Annotated in this window: 12 protein-coding genes; 2 read left to right on the top strand and 10 right to left on the bottom strand. The window is 47.3% G+C overall.

The window, feature by feature from the left end:
• Positions 1 to 117: 117 nt before the first annotated feature.
• Complete coding sequence (locus ACOJUN_RS06995) at positions 118 to 1,821, bottom strand: F-box/WD repeat-containing protein (RefSeq protein WP_422135941.1); 1,704 nt, start codon at positions 1,819 to 1,821, stop codon at positions 118 to 120.
• 162 nt (positions 1,822 to 1,983) lie between these two features.
• Entirely contained in the window at positions 1,984 to 3,687 is a 1,704-nt protein-coding gene (locus tag ACOJUN_RS06990; protein ID WP_422135940.1) for an F-box/WD repeat-containing protein, read from the bottom strand.
• A 330-nt stretch (positions 3,688 to 4,017) separates the two neighbouring features.
• Here ACOJUN_RS06990 and ACOJUN_RS06985 point away from each other — a divergent pair, with 330 nt between their 5' ends.
• Together ACOJUN_RS06985 and ACOJUN_RS06980 are read left to right on the top strand one after the other, a co-directional pair.
• Positions 4,018 to 4,272 (top strand): type II toxin-antitoxin system RelE family toxin, encoded by a 255-nt coding sequence (locus tag ACOJUN_RS06985; protein ID WP_422135939.1) that lies wholly within the window; start codon positions 4,018 to 4,020, stop codon positions 4,270 to 4,272.
• Complete coding sequence (locus tag ACOJUN_RS06980) at positions 4,256 to 4,582, top strand: helix-turn-helix domain-containing protein (RefSeq protein ID WP_422135938.1); 327 nt, start codon at positions 4,256 to 4,258, stop codon at positions 4,580 to 4,582. Before ACOJUN_RS06985 ends, ACOJUN_RS06980 begins: the two co-directional genes overlap by 17 nt.
• Before the next feature lie 134 nt (positions 4,583 to 4,716).
• Here the strand turns inward: ACOJUN_RS06980 and ACOJUN_RS06975 are convergent, their stop codons facing one another.
• The 8 genes from ACOJUN_RS06975 to ACOJUN_RS06940 form a co-directional block, all read right to left on the bottom strand.
• Positions 4,717 to 6,420, bottom strand: a complete 1,704-nt coding sequence (locus ACOJUN_RS06975) for an F-box/WD repeat-containing protein (RefSeq protein WP_422135937.1) — start codon at positions 6,418 to 6,420, stop codon at positions 4,717 to 4,719.
• 160 nt (positions 6,421 to 6,580) lie between these two features.
• Positions 6,581 to 8,287 (bottom strand): F-box-like domain-containing protein, encoded by a 1,707-nt coding sequence (locus ACOJUN_RS06970; RefSeq protein ID WP_422135936.1) that lies wholly within the window; start codon positions 8,285 to 8,287, stop codon positions 6,581 to 6,583.
• Positions 8,288 to 8,479: 192 nt separating this feature from the next.
• Positions 8,480 to 10,150: an F-box/WD repeat-containing protein gene (locus ACOJUN_RS06965; RefSeq protein WP_422135935.1), complete on the bottom strand. Its 1,671-nt coding sequence runs from the start codon at positions 10,148 to 10,150 to the stop codon at positions 8,480 to 8,482.
• A gap of 161 nt (positions 10,151 to 10,311) precedes the next feature.
• Positions 10,312 to 12,012: an F-box/WD repeat-containing protein gene (locus ACOJUN_RS06960; RefSeq protein WP_422135934.1), complete on the bottom strand. Its 1,701-nt coding sequence runs from the start codon at positions 12,010 to 12,012 to the stop codon at positions 10,312 to 10,314.
• A gap of 163 nt (positions 12,013 to 12,175) precedes the next feature.
• A complete protein-coding gene (locus tag ACOJUN_RS06955; protein WP_422135933.1) occupies positions 12,176 to 13,873 on the bottom strand; it encodes an F-box/WD repeat-containing protein in 1,698 nt (565 codons plus the stop codon).
• Between the two features lie 173 nt (positions 13,874 to 14,046).
• A complete protein-coding gene (locus ACOJUN_RS06950; protein ID WP_422135932.1) occupies positions 14,047 to 15,759 on the bottom strand; it encodes an F-box/WD repeat-containing protein in 1,713 nt (570 codons plus the stop codon).
• Positions 15,760 to 15,872: 113 nt separating this feature from the next.
• Positions 15,873 to 17,555 (bottom strand): F-box/WD repeat-containing protein, encoded by a 1,683-nt coding sequence (locus ACOJUN_RS06945; protein ID WP_422135931.1) that lies wholly within the window; start codon positions 17,553 to 17,555, stop codon positions 15,873 to 15,875.
• 172 nt (positions 17,556 to 17,727) lie between these two features.
• On the bottom strand, positions 17,728 to 19,437 hold the full coding sequence (locus ACOJUN_RS06940; protein ID WP_422135930.1) for an F-box protein: 1,710 nt from the start codon (positions 19,435 to 19,437) through the stop codon (positions 17,728 to 17,730).
• Between the last annotated feature and the right edge of the window lie 10 nt (positions 19,438 to 19,447).

Raw genomic sequence — 19,447 nt, 5'->3', positions numbered from 1 at the left:
CAAAATGGATTCAGCAGGTTGGACTCGGTTTCAGGATGAAAGTTCACAATATTGAGGTCAGTGAAGCCAGGAAAAAACAGAGCCCTGGTCCGGGAAATTTTTTTTCAAGGTCATAGATCAAAAGAGGATGCATTCAGCCTGAGACAGGAGGTGGGTTAAGCACATTCGATCATCATCGGCCTTCGATAGTTCAGTGATTCTCGCACTGGCATCAAAACTGACGGTCACCACATGTCGGTCATCGGGACTGAAGTTGGCTGAGATGACTCCTTTATCGTGTCGGATGATGGCTTTTTTCAGCCATGACCCATCGGTCTGCAGACCAAAAACTTTCGCCGTACCATCCGTACTGGCGGTTACCATATGACAACCATCGGCACTGAGGGTGGCTGAGTGGACGCTGTTATTATGGCTAATGCAGGCTTTTTCTTGCCATGATCCATCGGCCTGAAGACTACTGATTCTTGCCGTGTTATCTCTACTGGTGGTCACCACATGAAGGCAATCGGCAGTGAAGGTGGCTGAGGTGATCTCGTTATTGTGGGTGATGCAGCCTTTTTCCTGCCATGATGAATCAGCCCTCTGGCTGTGGATTTTCGCCTTGTGATCCCAACCGGTGGTCACCATATGGCAGCTATCGGCGCTGAAGGTGGCCAGGATGATTATATCATCATGGGAGATCGTGGCTGATTTTTTCCATGATCCATCGGCCTGCAGGTTAAAGATAATTGCCTTGTGATCTGAATCTTTGGTTAACAGGTGGCAGCTATCGGCGCTGATATTGACAATTATGATCGGGTTTTCTTCAATGGTGGCTTTTTCCACCCATGATCCAGAGGCCTCCTTGCCGTAGATTGAAACAACTAATTCTGTATCCTGGATCACCAGAAGACTCTCATTGGCGCTGAACCTGGCCGATTCGATCGGACTGGTATGGCAAATGGTTTCCTCTAATTCCCATGATCCATTGTCTCCCTGAGCAAAGATTTTCACTGTGTGATCTCGACCAACAGTCATCAAACGGCAGCCATCAGCAGTGAAGGTGGCTGATCTGACATTAATAACATCTGGAATGGTGGCTTTTGCTTGCCAGGATCCATTGTCCGCCTGACTGTAGATAGTGAATGCCCTTTCATAACCGGCGGCTAACACATGACGGCCATCAGAGCTAAAGCAGGCCGACCTGACAGGACCATTATGGGTAATAGTGTTTTTTTCTTCCCAGGTTCCATCATTCTCCTGGCCATAGATTTTCAACTTATAATCCCAACTGGCGGTCACCACACGGCGGCTGTCGGCACTGAAGGTGGCTGTCCTGATATAGTCAGCATGGGGAATTTCGGTTTTTTCTACCAGCTTGAATTTTTTACATTGAGACATCAGTTTACTGTTGGTGAAAAGGAGCTGAGCAGGAAAGTAAGTACTTTCTCGTTGTTTTAAAAGTGACTCGATAGTTTCCTCATCCGCAAACGGCGCCAGCCAGTCACGAAGTTGTTGCTCATCTTTTCTCGCTATCATGGCCTTTAGTTGATATTGGTGTTGTGAAGGAAATCGGCGAAACCAGGCTCTTTCCAGAGCTTTATCGTTTTCAACAAGATCGCGAAGATGCCTGCATACCTTGGCTAAACGGGTAATCTCGCGAAAACCCAAATAGCGAATAATCATCGATTTTGTTTCGAAGGGTAAACAGAGCAATGGCGATTGATTTTGCATGTATACACTAACCTCCCTGCCTGCACTGAAAACCGTTGATGCTTCCTCAAGTTGAGGTTGTCCATGAGTTGGCGAGTCAATACCCGAATTGCTGTTAACAGGGCTCATGCCTGGCTCCTTCAAAACTCCAAAGTTGGTATTTATCTTTGTATGAAAAAGACATTCAAAATGGATTCGACTCGGCTTCAGGATGAAAGTTCAAAATATTGGGGTCAGTGAAATCAGGAAAAAGCAGAGCTCTGATCCGGGAAAATTTTTCAAGGTCATGGCTCAAAAGAGGAGACAATCAGCTTCAGGCGGGTGCTGGATTGTGCTCATTTGATCATCATCGTCCTTCCACAGCTCAGTGATTCTCGCAATGTAATTTTCAGTGGTGGTCACCACGTGTCGGTCATCGGGACTGAAGTTGACTGACATGAGTCCTCTCTCGTGTCGGATGGTGGCTTTTTCCAGCCATGCGCCATCGGTCTGCAGACCAAAAACTTTCGCCGTACCGTCGGCACTGGCGGTTGCCACAAGACGACCATCGGCACTGAAGGTGGCTGAGTAGACGCTGTTCTTATGGCTAATGTTGGCTTCTTCTTGCCATGATCCATTGGCCTGCAGGCCAATGATTTTTGCCGTACCATCCTCACTGGTGGTCACCACATGGAGGCAATCGGCACTGAAGTTGGCTGAGGTGAGTTCGTCCTTGTGGGTAATGCAGGCTGTTTCTTGCCATGATGAATCAGCCCTCCGGCTATAGATTTTCGCCTTGTGATCCCTACTGGCGGCGGTGACCACATGGTAGCTATCGGCGCTGAAGGTGGCTGTGGTGGGTATAAAATCATGAGGAATCGTGTCTGCTTTTTTCCATGATCCATCGGCCTGCAGGTTAAAAATATTTATCTTGACACCTGTTCTGGTTAACAGGTGGCAGTTATCGGCGCTGATATCTTTAATTGCTTCCTGGGTGCCTTGAAGGGTGGCTTTTTCCACCCATGATCCACCGGCCCCCTTGCCATAGATTGTAACAACGGCATTTATATCGTGGATCGCCAGAAGACTCTCATCGACACTGAACCTGGCCGAATTGACCGGACTGGTATGGTAAATAATGTCCTCTAATTCCCATGATCCATTGTCCCCCTGACCAAAGAATTTCACCGTGTGATCTGGAGCGACAGTCATCAAACGGCGGCCATCAGCAGTGAAGGTGGCTGATCTGAAATTAAGAACATTTGGAATGGTGGCTTTTGCTTCCCAGGATCCATTGTCCGCCTGACTGAAGATAGTGAGTGTCTTATCATAACCGGCGGCTAACACATGACGTCCCTCAGAGCTAAATGAGGCCGACCTGATTGCACCATTATGGGTAATAATGTTTTTTTCTTCCCAGGTTCCATCATTCTCCTGGCCATAGATTTTCAACTTATGATCCCAACTGGCGGTCACCACACGCCGACTGTCGGCACTGAAGTTGGCTGTGTTGATAAAGTTAGCATGGGGAATTTCGGCTTTTTCTACCAGCTTGAAATTTTTACATTGAGACATCAGTTTACTGTTGGTGAAAAGGAGCTGAGCAGGAAAGTAAGTACTTTCTCGTTGTTTTAAAAGTGACTCGACAGTGTCTTTATCCGCAAACGGCGCCAACCAGTCACGAAGTTGTTGCTCATCTTTTCTCGTTATCATGGCCATTAGTTGATATCGGTGTTGCGAAGGAAACCGGCGAAACCATGCTCTTTCCAGAGCTTTATCGTATTCAACAAGATCGTAAAGATGCCTGCATACCCTGGCTAAACGGGTAATCTCGCGAAAACCCAAATAGCGAATAATCATCGATTTTGTTTCGTAGGGTAAACAGAGCAATGGCGATTGATTTTGCATGTATACACTAACCTCCCTGCCTGCACTGAAAACCGTTGATGCTTCCTCAAGTTGAGGTTGTCCATGAGTTGGCGAGTCAATACCCGAATTGCTGTTAACAGGGCTCATGCCTGGCTCCTTCAAAACTCCAAAGTTGGTATTTGTCTTTGTATGAAAAAGACATTCAAAATGGATTCGACTCGGTTTTATGCTGAAAGTTCACACTATTGAGGTCAGTGAAACCAGGAAAAAGAGAGCCCTGATCCGTGAAAATTTTTCAAGGTCGTGGGTCAAAAGCAAAAGAGGAGACAACCAGCCTCAGGCAGGTGTTAATCACCTGATGGTACCATCGTTTGCATGTTCGCTTAGTTCAGGCATAAAAAAACCGCCATTCCGTGGGGCAGAAAAAATGGTGGTTGTTAGACTGTAATTCTAATAAATTAACTTATAATATAAGTCATGAATACTATAAGCTGGTCCAACAAAGCCCGTAAGCAGCTTCTTAAACTGCCTAATAAAGAAGCCAAAAAAATACATGAAGAAGTGTTAGCTCTTGAGTGCTTTCCGGCTTGTCAGAACATAAAGAAACTGACGAACCATGAGTACGAATATCGTTTACGAGTGGGACCTTTCAGAGTCTTTTTCAACTTCGACGGTGCTGTTCGTATCGTCACCATAGAAGAGGTTAAACGTAGAAATGAACATACCTACTGACGTCCAGATCATTACTCATTCCGGTAAACCGGCTTTTGCAGTCGTTCCTTATGACCAATGGCTGCAGCTCACTGGTCAGGCCACTGAAGCCTATTTCCCCCATGAAGTGGTGGGGTTCCAGCTACAGGGTTTGAGCCTGATTACTGCATGGCGCAAGTATAAAAAACTGACCCAGAAACAACTGGCTGACCGGCTCGGTATCAGCCAGTCGGCTATGGCCCAAATTGAGAACACGGAATCGCCAACCGAACGAACCCTGTCCCGTGTGGCGCAAGCTCTGGGTATCACTGTTAAGCAGCTGGAAGACTGAATGCACGAAAAGGACATTCAAAATGGATTCAACAGGTTGGACTCGGTTTTATGCTGAAAGTTCACAATATTGAGGTCAGTGAAACCAGGAAAAAAACAGAGCCCTGATCCGGGAAAATTTTTCAAGGTCATGGGTCAAAAGAGGAGACAGCTAACCTCAGGCAGGCGTTGGGTCAGGCTCATTCGATCATCATCGTCCTTCCACAGTTCAGTGATTCTCGCACTGTAATCATTACTGATGGTCACCACATATCGGTCATCGGGACTGAAGTCGGCTGAGTTGACTGCTTCCTTGTGTCGGATGGTGGCTTTTTCCAGCCATGCCCCATCGGTCTGCAGACCAAAAACTTTTGCCGTACCATCTGCACTGGCGGTAACCACAAGACGACCATCGGCACTGAAGGTGGCTGAGCGGAGTACGTTCTTATGGGTAATGCTGGCTTGTTTTCGCCATGATCCATCGGCCTGCAGGCCACTGATTTTTGCCGTGTTATCTTTACTGATGGTCACCACATGAAGGCAATCGGCACTGAAGGTGGCTGAGAAGACTTCGTCCTTGTGGGTAATGCAGGCTTTTTCTTGCCATGATGAATCGGCTATCCGGCTATAGATTTTCGCCTTGTAATCCCAACTGGAAGTCACCACATGGCAACTATCGGCGCTGAAGGTAGCTGTGGCGAGTGTATAATCATGGGAAATCGTGGCCGCTTTTTTCCATGATCCATCGGCCTGCAGGTTAAAGATATTTGCCTTGTAACCTGAATCTTTGGTTAACAGGTGACGGTTATCGGCGCTGATATCGGCAATTGCGATATGGGTGCCTTGAAGGGTGGCTTTCTCCATCCATTTTCCAGCGGCCCCCTTGGCATAGGTTGTAACAACGAAATGTGTATCGTGGATCGCCAGAAGACTCTCATCGACGCTGAACCTGGCCGATTCGATCGGAGTGGTATGGTAAATGGTGTCCTCTAATTCCCATGATCCATTGTCTCCCTGGCCAAAGATTTTCACCGTGTGATCTGTACCGGCAGTCACTAAACGAAGCCCATCAGCAGTGAAGGTGACTGAACTGATATTACGAACATTGGGAATGGTGGCTTTTGCTTCCCAGGATCCATTGTCTGCCTGACTGTAGATAGTGACTGTGTTTTCATAACCGGTGGCTGACACATGACGGCCATCAGAGCTAAAGCTGGCCGACATGACTGCACCATTATGGGTAATAGTGTTTTTTTCTTCCCAGGTTCCACCATTCTCCTGGCCATAGATTTTCAAATTATTATCCCAACTGGTGGTCACTACACGGCGGCTGTCGGCGGTGAAGGTGGCTGTGTTGATAACTTCAGAATGGGGAATTTCGGCTTTTTCTACCAGTTCGAACTTTTTACATTGAGACTTCAGTTTACTCTTGGTGAAAAGGAACTGAGCAGGAAAGTAAGTACTTTCTCGTTGTTTTAAAAGTGACTCGACAGTGTCCTTATCCACAAACGGCGCCAACCAGTCACGGAGTTGTTGCTCATCTTTTTTCGTTATCATGGCCTTTAGTTGATATTGGTGTTGTGAAGGAAACCGGCGAAACCATGCTCTTTCGAGTGCTTTATCGTACTCAACAAGATCGCGAAGATACCTGCATACTTTGGCTAAACGGGTAACCTCGCGAAAACCCAAATAGCGAATAATCATCGATTTGGTTTCGTAGGGTAAACAGAGGAATGGCGATTGATTTTGGTGGTATACACTAACCTCCCTGCCTGCACTGAAAACCGTTGATGCTTCCTCAAGTTGAGGTTGTCCATGAGTTGGCGAGTCAATACCCGAATTGCTGTTAACAGGGCCCATGCCTGGCTCCTTCAAAACTCCAAAGTGGGAATTTATCTTTGTATGAAAAGACATTCAAAATGCATTTGACTCGGTTTTATGCTGAAAGTTCACACTATTGAGGTCAGTGAAACCAGGAAAAACAGAGCCCTGATCCGGGAAAATTTTTCAAGGTAATGGATCAAAAGAGGAGGCAACTAGCCTCAGACAAGAAGTGGGTTATGCTCATTCGATCATCATCGTCCTTCCGCAGCTCAGTGATTATCGCAGTGTTATCAACACCGAGGGTCATCACATATCGACTATCGGGACTGAATTTGGCTAAGGTGACTCCTTTCTCGTGTCGGATGGTGGCTTTTTCCAGCCATGCGCCTTCGGTCTGCAGACCAAAAACCTTCGCCGTACGATCCTCACTGGCGGTAACCACAAGACGACCATCGGCACTGAATGATGTAGCTGTGTAGAGGATGCTCTTATGGCTAATGTTGGCTTCTTCTCGCCATGATCCATTGGCCTGCAGGCCATAGATTTTTGCCGTGTTATCAGTACTGGTGGTCACCACATGAAGGCAATCGGCACTGAAGGTGGCTGAGAAGACTATGCCCTTGTGGGTAATGCAGGCTGTTTCTTGCCATGATGAATTAGCCTTCCGGCTATAGATTGTCGCCTTGCAATCCCAACCGTTGGTCACCACATGGCAGCTATCGGAGCTGAAGGTGGCTGAGGCGATTGCATCATCATGATAAATCGTGGCTGCTTTTTTCCATGATCCATCGGCCTGCAGGTCATAGATATTTGCCGTGCGATCTGAACTGTAGGTTAACAGGTGGCAGCTATCGGCGCTAATATTGACAATTACGCTCGGGGTGTCTTGAAGGGTGGCTTTTTCCACCCATGACCCATCGGCCCTCTTGCCATAGATTGTAACAACGAAATGTGTATCCTGGATCGCCAGAAGACTCTCATCGACACTGAACCTGGCCGAATTGACCGGACTGGTATGGTAAATAATGTCCTCTAATTCCCATGATCCATTGTCCCCCTGACCAAAGAATTTCACCGTCTGATCTGGAGCGACAGTCATCAAATGGCGGCCATCAGCAGTGAAGGTGATGGATCTGACATTGAGAAGGGGAATGGTGGCTTTTGCTTCCCAAGATCCATTCTCCGCCTGACTGTAAATAGTGACTGTATTATCATAGCTAATGGCTAACACATGAAGGCCATCAGAGCTAAAGCTGGCCGACATGACTGCACCATTATGATGGGTAATAGTGTTTTTTTCTTCCCAGGTTCCACCATTCTCCTGGCCATAGATTTTCAACTTACGATTCGCACTGGCGACCACCACACGACGGCTGACGGCACTGAAGGAGACTCCGTTGATACCGCCAGCACGGGGAATTTTGGCTTTTTCTACCAGCTTGAATTTTTTACATTGAGACGTCAGTTTACTGTTGGTGAAAAGGAGCTGAGCAGGAAAGTAAGTACTTTCTCGTTGTTTTAAAAGTGACTCGACAGTGTCCTCATCCGCAAACGGCGCCAACCAGTCACGGAGTTGTTGTTCATCTTTTTTCGTTATCATGGCCTTTAGTTGATATTGGTGTTGTGAAGGAAACCGCCGAAACCAGGCTCTTTCCAGAGCTTTATCGTTTTCAACAAGATCGCGAAGATGCCTGCATACCTTTACTAAACGGGTAATCTCGCGAAAACCCAAATAGCGAATAATCATCGATTTTGTTTCGTGGGGTAAACAGAGGAATGGCGATTGATTTTGGTTGTATACACTAACCTCCCTGCCTGCACTGAAAACTGTTGATGCTTCCTCAAGTTGAGGTTGTCCATGTGTTGGCGAGTCAATACCCGAATTGCTGTTAACAGGGCTCATGCCTTACTCCTTCAAAACTCCAAAGGTGGTATTTATCCTTGTATGAAAAAGACATTCAAAATGCATTTGACTCAGTTTTAGGATGAAAGTTCACAATATCGAGGTCAGTGAAACCAGGAAAAACAGAGCCCTGATCCGGGAAAATTTTTCAAGGTCATGGGTCAAAAGAGGAGACCACTAATCAGGCAGGCGTCAGGTTACACTCATTCGATCATCATCGTCCTTCCACAGTTCAGTGATTCTCGCACTGTAATCAACACTGACGGTCAGCACGTATCGATCATCGGGACTTAAATTGGCTGAGGTGACTCCTCTTGCGTGCTGGATGGTGGCTTTTTCCAGCCATGACCCATCTGCCTGCAGACCACAAAATTTCGCCGTACCATCCGCACTGGCGGTTAACACATGACAACCATCGGCGCTGAAGCAGGCTGAGGTGACATTGCGCTTATGGATAATGCTGGCTTCTTCCTGCCATGATCCATCGGCCTGAAGACCACTGATTTTTGCCGTATTATCGTGACTGGTGGTCACCACATGGAGGCAATCGGCACTGAAGGTGGCTGAGCTGATGTTTCTAGCGTGGGATATACAGGCTTTTTCCTGCCATGATGAATCGGCCCTACGGCTATAGATTTTCGCCTTGTGATCCCAACTGGCGGTCACCACATGGCAGCTATCGGCGCTGAAGGTGGCTGTGATGATCAAATTATCATGATAAATTGAGGCTGCTTTTTTCCATGATCCATCGGCCTGCAGGTTAAAGATATCTGCCTTGTGACCTGGACTGAAGGTTAACAGATGGCAGCTATCGGCGCTGAAATTGGCGATTTCGGTCTGGGGGCCTTGAAGGGTGGCTTTTTCCACCCATGATCCAGCGGTCCCCTTGCCATAGATTGTAACAACGAGATGTATATCGTGGATCGCCAGAAGACTCTCATCGTCGTTGAACCTGGCCGAATCGATCGCACTGGTATGGTAAATAGTCTCCTCTAATTCCCATGATCCGTTGTCTCTCTTAACAAAGAATTTCACCGTCTGATCTGGACCGCCAGTCACCAAGCGGCGGCCATCAGCGGTGAAGGTGGCTGAACTGGCATTAAGTACATGGGGAATGGTGGCTTTTGCTTCCCATGATCCATTGTCTGCCTGACCATAGATAGTGAATGTATTATCATAACCGGTAGCCAATACATGACGGCCATCAGAGCTAAAGCTGGCCGACTTGGCTGGACGATCATGGATAATAGTGTTTATTTCTTCCCAGGTTCCACCATTCTTTTGGCCATAGATTTTCAACTTATGATCCAAACTGGCGGTCACCACGCGGAGGCTGTCGGCGCTGAAGGTGGCTGTGTTGAGAGCGTATGCAAGGGGGATTTCCGCTTTTTCTACCAGCTTGAATTTTTTACATTGAGACATCAGTTTACTGTTGGTGAAAAGGAGCTGAGCAGGAAAGTAAGTACTTTCTCGTTGTTTTAAAAGTGACTCGACAGTGTCCTCATCCGCAAACGGCGCCAACCAGTCACGAAGTTGTTGCTCATCTTTTCTCGTTATCATGGCCTTTAGTTGATATTGGTGTTGTGAAGGAAACCGCCGAAACCAGGCTCTTTCCAGACCTTTATCGTTTTCAACAAGATCGCGAAGATGCCTGCATACCTTGGCTAAACGGGTAATCTCGCGAAAACCCAAATAGCAAATAATCATTGACTTTGTTTCGTGGGGTAAACAGAGGAATGGCGATTGATTTTGGTGGTATACACTAACTTCCCTGCCTGCACTGACAACCGTTGATGCTTCCTCAAGTTGAGGTTGTCCATGTGTTGGCGAGTCAATACCCGAATTGCTGTTAACAGGGCTCATGCCTTACTCCTTCAAAACTCCAAAGGTGGTATTTATCCTTGTATGAAAAAGACATTCAAAATGGATTCGACTCGGTTTTATGCTGAAAGTTCACACTATTGAGGTCAGTGAAACCAGGAAAAACAGAGCCCTGATCCGGGAAAATTTTTCAAGGTAATGGATCAAAAGAGGAGGCAACTAGCCTCAGACAAGAGGTGGGTTATGCTCATTCGATCATCATCGTCCTTCCGCAGCTCAGTGATTATCGCATTGTTATCAAGACCGAGGGTCATCACATATCGATCATCGGGACTGAATTTGGCTAAGGTGACTCCTCTCTCGTGTCGGATGGTGGCTTTTTCCAACCATGATCCATCGGCCTCCTGACCATAAATTTTCACCGTACGATCCGTACCGGTGGTTATTACATGACAACCATCTGCACTGAAGGTGGCTGAGATGACGCTGCTCTCATGGCTAATGTTGGCTTCTTCTCGCCATGATCCATTGGCTTGCAGGCCATGGATTTTTGCCGTGTTATCATTACTGGTGGTCGCCACATGGAGGCAATCGGCACTGAAGGTGGCTGAGCAGACTTCTTTCTTGTGGGTAATGCAGGCTTTTTCTTGCCATGATGAGTCGGCTCTCCGGCTATAGATTTTCGCCTTGTAATCCCAGCTGGAAGTTACCACATGGCAACTATCGGCGCTGAAGGTGGCTGAGATGGGTTCATAATCATGAGAAATCGTGGCCGCTTTTTTCCATGATCCATCGGCCTGCAGGTTAAAAATATTTATCTCGACACCTGTTCTGGTTAACAGGTGGCAGTTATCGGCGCTGATATCTTTAATTGCTTTCTGGGTGCCTTGAAGGGTGGCTTTTTCCACCCATGATCCAGCGGCCCCCTTGCCGTAGATTGTAACAACGGAATTTATATCACGGATCGCCAGAATACTCTCATCGACGCTGAACCTGGCCGAAATGACCGGACTGATATGGTAAATAATGTCCTTTAATTCCCAAGATCCATTATCCCCCTGACCAAAGAATTTCACCGTGTGATCTGGACCGAAAGTCATCAAACGTCGGCCATCAGCAGTGAAGGTGAATGATTCGACATTGAGAACATGGGGAATGCTGGCTGTCGCTTCCCAAGATCCATTGTCTGCCTGACTGTAGATAGTGACTGTCTTATCATAACCGGTGGCTAAAACATGACGGCCATCAGAGCTAAAGCAGGCCGACCTGACTGGACCATTATGGGTAATAGTATTTTTTTCTTCCCAGGTTCCACCATTCTCCTGGCCATAGATTTTCAACGTATGATCCACTCTGGCGACCAACACACGACGGCTGACGGCGCTGAAGGTGGCTGTGTTGGTACCTTTAGCAAGGGGAATTTTGGTTTTTTCTACAAGCTTGAATTTTTTACATTGAGACATCAGTTTACTGTTGGTGAAAAGCAGCTGAGCAGGAAAGTAAGTACTTTCTCGTTGTTTTAAAAGTGGTTCGACAGTGTCCTTATCTGCAAACGGGGCCAACCAGTCGCGAAGTTGTTGCTCATCTTTTTCCGTTATCGTGGCCTTTAGTTGATATTGGTGTCGTGGAGGAAACCGGCGATACCAGGCTCTTTCCAGAGCTTTATCGTTTTCAACAAGGTCGCGAAGATGTCTGCATACCCTGGCTAAACGGGTAATCTCGCGAAAACCCAAATAGCGAATAATCATCGACTTTGTTTCGTAGGGTAAACAGAGGAATGGAGATTGATTTTGGTGGTATACACTAACTTCCCTGCCTGCACTGACAACTGTTGATGCTTCCTCAAGTTGAGGTTGTCCATGTGTTGGCGAGTCAATACCCGAATTGCTGTTAACAGGGCCCATGCCTGGCTCCTTCAAAACTCCAGAGTTGGTATTTATCTTTGTATGAAAAAGACATTCAAAATGAATTCGACTCGGTTTTATGATGAAAGTTCACAATATTGAGGTCAGTGAAACCAGGAAAAAAACAGAGCCCTGATCCGTTAAATTTTTTCAAGGTCATGGGTCAAAAGAGGAGACAACCAGCCTCAAGCAGGTGCTGGGTTGTGCTCATTCGATCATCATCGTCCTTCCGCAGCTCAGTGATTCTTGCACTGTAATCATTACTGATGGTCACCACATATCGGTCATCGGGACTGAAGTCGGCTAAGGTGATTAGTCTCTCGTGTCGGATGGTGGCTTTTTCCAGCCATGACCCATCGGCCTCCTGGCCATAAATTTTCGCCGTACCATCCACACTGGTGGTTATTACATGACAACCATCTGCACTGAAGGTGGCTGAGGAGACGCTGCTCTTATGGCTAATGTTGGCTTCTTCTCGCCATGATCCATTGGCCTGCAGGCCATGGATTTTTGCCGTCTTATCAACACTGGTGGTCGCCACATGGAGGCAATCGGCACTGAAGGTGGCTGAGAAGAGTTCGTCATTGTGGGTAATGCAGGCTTTTTCCTGCCACGATGAACCGGCTCTCCGGCTATAGATTTTCGCCTTGTAATACTTACTGGCGGTTACCACGTGGCAGCTATCGGCGCTGAAGGTGGCTGAGATGGGTTCATAATCATGAGAAATCGTGGCCGCTTTTTTCCATGATCCATCGGCCTGCAGGTTAAAAATATTTATCTCCAAACCTGTTCTGGTTAACAGGTGGCAGTTATCGGCGCTGATATCTTTAATTGCTTCCTGGGTGCCTTGAAGGGTGGCTTTTTCCAGCCATGATCCAGCGGCCCCCTTGCCGTAGATTGTAACAACGGAATTTATATCGCGGATCGCCAGAATACTCTCATCGACGCTGAACCTGGCCGAAATGACCGGACTGGTATGGTAAATAATGTCCTTTAATTCCCATGATCCATCGTCCCCCTGACCAAAGAATTTCACCGTGTGATCTGGAGCGACAGTCATCAAACGTCGGCCATCAGCAGTGAAGGTGATGGATCTGACATTGAGAACATGGGGAATGCTGGCTGTTGCTTCCCAGGATCCGTTGTCCGCCTGACTGTAGATAGTGACTGTCGCATCATAACCGGCGGCTAAAACATGACGGCCATCAGAGCTCAAGCTGGCCGACATGACTGCACCATTATGGGTAATAGTGTTTTTTTCTTCCCAGGTTCCACCATTCTCCTGGTCATAGATTTTCAACTTATGATCCTCACTGGCGGCCACCACACGGCGGCCGACGCCACTGAAGGTGTCTTTGCTGATGCCAGCATGGGGAATTTTGGCTTTTTCTACCAGCTTGAATTTTTTACATTGAGACATCAGTTTACTCCGGGTGAAAAGGAGCTGAGCAGGAAAGTAAGTACTTTCTCGTTGTTTTAAAAGTGACTCGACAGTGTCCTTATTTGCAAACGGCGCCAACCAGTCACGAAGTTGTTGCTCATCTTTTTCCGTTATCATGGCCTTTAGTTGATATTGGTGTCGTGGAGGAAACCGGCGATACCAGGCTCTTTCCAGAGCTTTATCGTTTTCAACAAGATCGCGAAGATGCCTGCATACCTTTGCCAAACGGGTAATCTCGCGAAAACCCAAACAGCGAATAATCATCGATTTGGTTTCGTAGGGTAAACAGAGGAATGGCGATTGATTTTGCATGTATACACTAACCTCCCTGCCTGCACTGACAACTGTTGATGCTTCCCCAAGTTGAGGTTGTCCAGGTGTCGGCGAGTCAATGCCCGAGTTGCTGTTAACAGGGCCCATTTCTGGCTCCTTCAAAACTACAATGTGAGTATTTATCTTTTTTGTATGAAAAAGACATTCAAAATGAATTCGACGACTTAGACTCAGTTTTAGGATGAAAGTTCACAATATTGGGGTCAGAGAAACGAGGAAAAAAAAAGCCCTGATCCGGGAAAATTTTTCAAGGTAATGGATCAAAAGAGGAGGCAACTAGCCTCAGACAAGAGGTGGGTTATGCTCATTTGATCATCATCGTCCTTCCGCAGCTCAGTGATTCTTGCACTGTAATCATTACTGATGGTCACCACATATCGGTCATCGGGACTGAAGTCGGCTGAGAGGACTCCTCTCTCGTGTCGGATGGTGGCTTTTTCCAGCCACTTCCCTTCGGTCTGCAGACCAAAAACTCTCGCCGTACCATCTGCACTGGCGGTCACCACAAGACGACCATCGGCACTGAAGGTGGCTGAGAGGATTTTTTCCTTATGGGTAATGCTGGCTTGTTTTCGCCATGATCCATCGGCCTGCAGGCCACTGATTTTTGCCTTGTTATCTTTACTGATAGTCACCACATGAAGGCAATCGGCACTGAAGGTGGCTGAGATGACTTCGTACTTGTGGGTAATGCAGGCTTTTTCTTGCCATGATGAATCGGCTCTGCGGCTATAGATTTTCGCCTTGTAATCCCAACTGGCGGTCACCACATGGCAGCTATCGGCGCTGAAGGTGGCTGTTTCGAGTATATAATCATGGGAAATCGTGACCGCTTTTTTCCATGATCCATCGGCCTGCAGGTTAAAGATACTTGCCTTGTAACCTGAATCTTTGGTTAACAGGTGACAGCTATCGGCGCTGATATCGGCAAGTGCGATATGGGTGCCTTGAAGGGTGGCTTTCTCCACCCATTTTCCAGCGGCCCCCTTGCCATAGGTTGTAACAACGAAATGTGTATCGTGGATCGCCAGAAGACTCTCATCGACGCTGAACCTGGCCGATTCGATCGGAGTGGTATGGTCAATGGTGTCCTCTAATTCCCATGATCCATTGTTTCCCTGGCCAAAGATTTTTACCGTGTGATCTGTACCGGCAGTCACCAAACGGCGACCATCAGCAGTGAAGGTGACTGATTTGGCAGTGGGAACATGGGGAATGGTGGCTTTTGCTTCCCAGGATCCATTGTCCGCCTGACTGTAGATAATGAATGTCTTATCACAACCGGTGGCTGACACATGATGGCCATCAGTGCTAAAGCTGGCCGACATGACTGAACCATCATGGGTAATAGTGTTTTTTTCTTCCCAGGTTCCACCACTCTCCTGGCCATAGATTTTCAACTTATGATCCACACTGGCGGTCATCACACGGCGGCTGTCGGCGCTGAAGGTGGCTGTGGTGACATAAGAAGCGTGGGTAATTTTGGCTTTTTCTGCCAGCTTGAATTTTTTACATTGAGACATCAGTTTACTGTTGGTGAAAAGGAGCTGAACAGGAAAGTAAGTACTTCCTCGTTGTTTGAAAAGTGACTCGACAGTGTCCTTATCCGCAAACGGTGCCAGCCAGTCACAGAGTTGTTGCTCATCTTTTCTCTTTATCGTGGTCTTTAGTTGATATTGGTGTTGAGAAGGAAACCGGCGAAACCAGGCTCTTTCCAGAGCTTTATCGTTTTCAACAAGATCACGAAGATGCCTGCATACCTTTGCTAAACGGGTAATCTCGCGAAAACCCAAACAGCGAATAATCATCGATTTTGTTTCGTAGGGTAAACAGAGGAATGGCGATTGATTTTGGTGATATACATTAACGTCTCTGCCTGCACAGACACCTGTTGCCGCTTCCTCCAGTCGAGGTCGCCTGGGTGCTGGCGGGAGTAAATCGTCACGGCCGGAATTGTTGTTCAAAGGGTTCATGTCTGGCTCCTCTTGTGTTCAAAAGTCATTACTTACCCCTGCCTGGAAAAGACATCTAAAGTTGATTTGATCTGTTAGAGTCATTTTCACGACGGAAGTTCAAAATATTGAGGTCAGTGGAAATAAGAAAAAGAAGCGCCCTGATCCGGGAAAAATAGCTCAGTGATTTTCGCTGCGTACTCGGTGACGGTTACCACATGTCGGCTATCGGCACTGAAGGTGGCCCATTGGACTGCACCTTCATCCTCGTGTTGGAGGGTGGCTTTTTCCAGCCATGATCCGTCGGCCTCCTGGCCACAAATTTTCGCTGTACCATCTGCACTGGCAGTGACCAAATGACAACCATCGGCACTGAAAGTGGCTGAGATGACACACTCCTTATGGATAATGCTGTCTTCTTCTTGCCATGATCCATCGGCCTGCAGGCCACTGATTTTTGCCGTGTTGTCACCACCGGCGGTCACCACATGGAGGCAATCGCTGCTGAAGTTGGCTGAGTTGATCCCTCCGTTGTGGGAAATGCAGGCTTTATGTTGCCATGATGCAGGGGCCTTCTGGCTATAGATTTCCGCCTTGCCATCCATACTGGCAGTGACCACATGACGGCAATCGGCGCTGAAGGTGGCTGAGCCGATCACGTCACTATGATGAATAGCCGTTATTTCTTTCCATGATCCATCAGCCTGCAGACCACAGATTCTCGCCGTGCAATCAAAACTGGCGGTTACCAGATGGCAGCTATCGGCGCTGAAGTTGGCTGAGCTGATTGCTTTCTTGTGTTGAAAAGTGGCTTTTTCCAACCATGATCCAGCGACCCCCTGGGCGTAGATTTTTACAACATAATCTTCATCGAAGATCACCAGATGATGGCCATTGGCGCTGAGCATGGCCGAACAGACCGGACTACTATGGTCAATAATGCCCTCCTGTTGCCATGATCCATCGTCCCCCTGACCAAAGATTTTCACCGTATGACCCAAACTGGCAGTCACCACACGGCGACCATCAGCACTGAAGCTGGCTGAACTGACATGATCAATATGGTGAATAATGGCTTTTTCTTCCCATGATCCATCATCCTTCAGACCACAGATTTTCGCTGTGCCATCGTGACAGGCAGTGACCAGATAACGGCCATCGGGGCTGAAGCTGGCTGACAAGACCATACGATTATGGGTAATAGTGGCTTTTTCTTCCCATAATCCATTGGCCTGCAGGCGGTAGATTTTTGCTGTGTTATCAAAACTGGCGGTTGCCAGGAAGTGGCCATCGGGACTGAAAGTGGCTTCGGAGACAGGACCAGCATGAGTAATCCTGATTTTTTCCACTAGCTTGAATTTTTTACATAGAGACATCAATTTACTGTTGGTGAAAAGTAACTCAACAGGGAAATGAATATTCTTTCGGTGTTCAATGAGCGACTCGGCAGTGTCCTTATTAGCAAAAGGCGCCAACCAATCACGGAGTTGTTGCTCATCTTTTTTCGTTATCGTGGCTTTTAGTTGATATTGGTGTTGTGAAGGAAACCGGCGACCCCATGCTCTTTCCTGTGCTTTATCGTTTTCAACAAGATCGCGAAGATACCTGCATACCTTTGCCAAACGGGTAATCTCGCGAAAACCCAAATAGCGAATAATCATCGATTTTGTTTCGTAGGGTAAACGGAGCAATGGCGATTGGTTTTGGTTGTATACACTAATCTCCCTGCCTGCACTGACAACCGTTGGCACTTCCTCAAGGTAAGCTTGTCCATGTGTTGGCGAGTCAATACCCGAATTGCTGTTAACAGGTCCCATGCCCGACTCCTTCAAAACTTCAAGGTGGGTATTTATCCTTGTAGGAAAAAAACATTCAAAATGGATTCGACAGCTTAGACTCGGTTTTATGATGAAAGTTCACAATATTGGGGTCAGTGAAACCAGGAAAAAAACAGAGCCCTGATCCAGAAAAATTTTTCAAAGTCATGGATCAAAAGAGGAGACAACTAACCTCAGGCTGAGGTTGGGTCAGACCCATTGGATCATCATCGTCCTTGCATAGTTCAGTGATTTTTGCCGCGTAAGAAGTAACCGTCACCACAAGTCGGCTATCGGCGCTGAAAGCGGCTGATTTGACTGGACTTTCGTGTTGAATGGTAGCTTTTTCCAGCCATGACCCGTCAGCCTCCTGGCCACATATTTTCGCTGTACCATCCAGGCTGGTAGTTACCATATGACAGCCATCGGCACTGAAGGTAGCTGAGGTGATGCAGTTCTGATGGATAATGATGATGGCCTCTTCTTGCCATGATCCATCAGCCTGCAGGGTAATGATTTTTACCGTGTTATCCTTGCTGCCGGTCACCAGATGGCGGCAATCGGCACTGAAGTTGGCTGAGGTGATCTCTCCGGTGTGGGAAATGCAGGCTTTTTCTTGCCATGATGAATCGGCCGTCTTGCTGTGGATTTTCGCCTTGCCGCCCCGACTGGCGGCCACCAGATGGCAGCTATCGGCGCTGAAGGTGACTGAGAAGCGCCAATGATTATGATAAATCGTGGCTGCTTTTTTCCATGATCCATCGGCCTGTAGGCCACTGATTATTGCCGTTCTGTCATCACTGACGGTCACCACATGGAGGCTATCGGCGCTGAAGTTGGCGGATTTGATTTTGAAACTGTGCTGAATGCTGGCTTTTTCTACCCATGATCCTGCGGGCCCCTGAGCGTAGATTTTTACAGAGCAATCTTTACTGCAGAGCGCCAGATGATGGCCATTGCAGCTGATTACGGACGAAGAGACCGAACTACCACGTTCAATAGTACTCTCTAATGCCCAAGATCCATCGTCCCCCTGACTAAAGATTTTCGTCCTATGAGCATTGGCAGTCACCATACGGCGGTCATCAGCACTGAAAGTGACTGAATAGACCGGACCAATATGAGGAAGGATGGCTTTCTCTTTCCATGATCCATCATCCTCCTGGCCATATATTTTCGCCTGGCAATCCGAACTGACGGTCGCCAAATGACGACCATTGGGACTGAAGCTAGCTGAGTAGAAGTAACTACTGTGGGAAATGATGCCTTTTAGTTCCCATGATCCATCGGTCTTCTGGCCGAAGATTTTCGCCCTTTTATCCCCACCGGTGACCAGATGGCGACCATCGGCGCTGAAGGTGACTGAGTCAAAGTAGAAGGAATGAGTAATTTTGGCTTTTTCCACTAACTTGAATTTTTTACATTCAGACATCAGTTTACTGTTGCTGAAAAGTAACTGGACAGGAAAATAAGAACTCTTTCTGTGTTTTATGAGTGACTCGATAGTTTCTGAATTTGCAAACGTCTGCAACCAATCACGGAGCTGTTGCTCGTCTTTTGTCTTAATTGCGGCCTTTAGTTGATATAGGTGTGGTGAAGGAAACCGGCGATCCCACGCTCTTTCCAGAGCTCTGTTTTGTTTAACAAAATCGCGAAAATATCGGCATACCTTTGCTAAACGGATAATCTCTCGAAAACCCAGACAGCGAATAATCTTTAACTGTGTTAATTCGGGCAAAGCTAAAATCGGAGAGTTATTGTTGTGATATAAAGCAACGTCCCTACCTGCACTGACACCCGTTGATGCTTCCTCAAGCTGAGGTTGCAAAGGTCTTGGCGAAAGTGATTTGTGTATCTCTGAATTGCTGGTGATAGGGTTCATCCCTGATTGC

Origin of the sequence: Endozoicomonas sp. ALD040 (assembly GCF_049275945.1) — a bacterium.
Taxonomy (GTDB): Bacteria; Pseudomonadota; Gammaproteobacteria; order Pseudomonadales; family Endozoicomonadaceae; genus Endozoicomonas_A.
This window is presented reverse-complemented; position numbering and strand designations above follow the sequence as displayed.

Excerpts from the sequence above, each read along its gene's own strand:
- ACOJUN_RS06995 (WP_422135941.1), bottom strand. The coding sequence starts at position 1,821 with ATGAGCCCTGTTAACAGCAATTCGGGTATTGACTCGCCAACTCATGGA.
- ACOJUN_RS06990 (WP_422135940.1), bottom strand. The coding sequence starts at position 3,687 with ATGAGCCCTGTTAACAGCAATTCGGGTATTGACTCGCCAACTCATGGA.
- ACOJUN_RS06985 (WP_422135939.1), top strand. The coding sequence starts at position 4,018 with ATGAATACTATAAGCTGGTCCAACAAAGCCCGTAAGCAGCTTCTTAAA.
- ACOJUN_RS06980 (WP_422135938.1), top strand. The coding sequence starts at position 4,256 with ATGAACATACCTACTGACGTCCAGATCATTACTCATTCCGGTAAACCG.
- ACOJUN_RS06975 (WP_422135937.1), bottom strand. The coding sequence starts at position 6,420 with ATGGGCCCTGTTAACAGCAATTCGGGTATTGACTCGCCAACTCATGGA.
- ACOJUN_RS06970 (WP_422135936.1), bottom strand. The coding sequence starts at position 8,287 with ATGAGCCCTGTTAACAGCAATTCGGGTATTGACTCGCCAACACATGGA.
- ACOJUN_RS06965 (WP_422135935.1), bottom strand. The coding sequence starts at position 10,150 with ATGAGCCCTGTTAACAGCAATTCGGGTATTGACTCGCCAACACATGGA.
- ACOJUN_RS06960 (WP_422135934.1), bottom strand. The coding sequence starts at position 12,012 with ATGGGCCCTGTTAACAGCAATTCGGGTATTGACTCGCCAACACATGGA.
- ACOJUN_RS06955 (WP_422135933.1), bottom strand. The coding sequence starts at position 13,873 with ATGGGCCCTGTTAACAGCAACTCGGGCATTGACTCGCCGACACCTGGA.
- ACOJUN_RS06950 (WP_422135932.1), bottom strand. The coding sequence starts at position 15,759 with ATGAACCCTTTGAACAACAATTCCGGCCGTGACGATTTACTCCCGCCA.
- ACOJUN_RS06945 (WP_422135931.1), bottom strand. The coding sequence starts at position 17,555 with ATGGGACCTGTTAACAGCAATTCGGGTATTGACTCGCCAACACATGGA.
- ACOJUN_RS06940 (WP_422135930.1), bottom strand. The coding sequence starts at position 19,437 with ATGAACCCTATCACCAGCAATTCAGAGATACACAAATCACTTTCGCCA.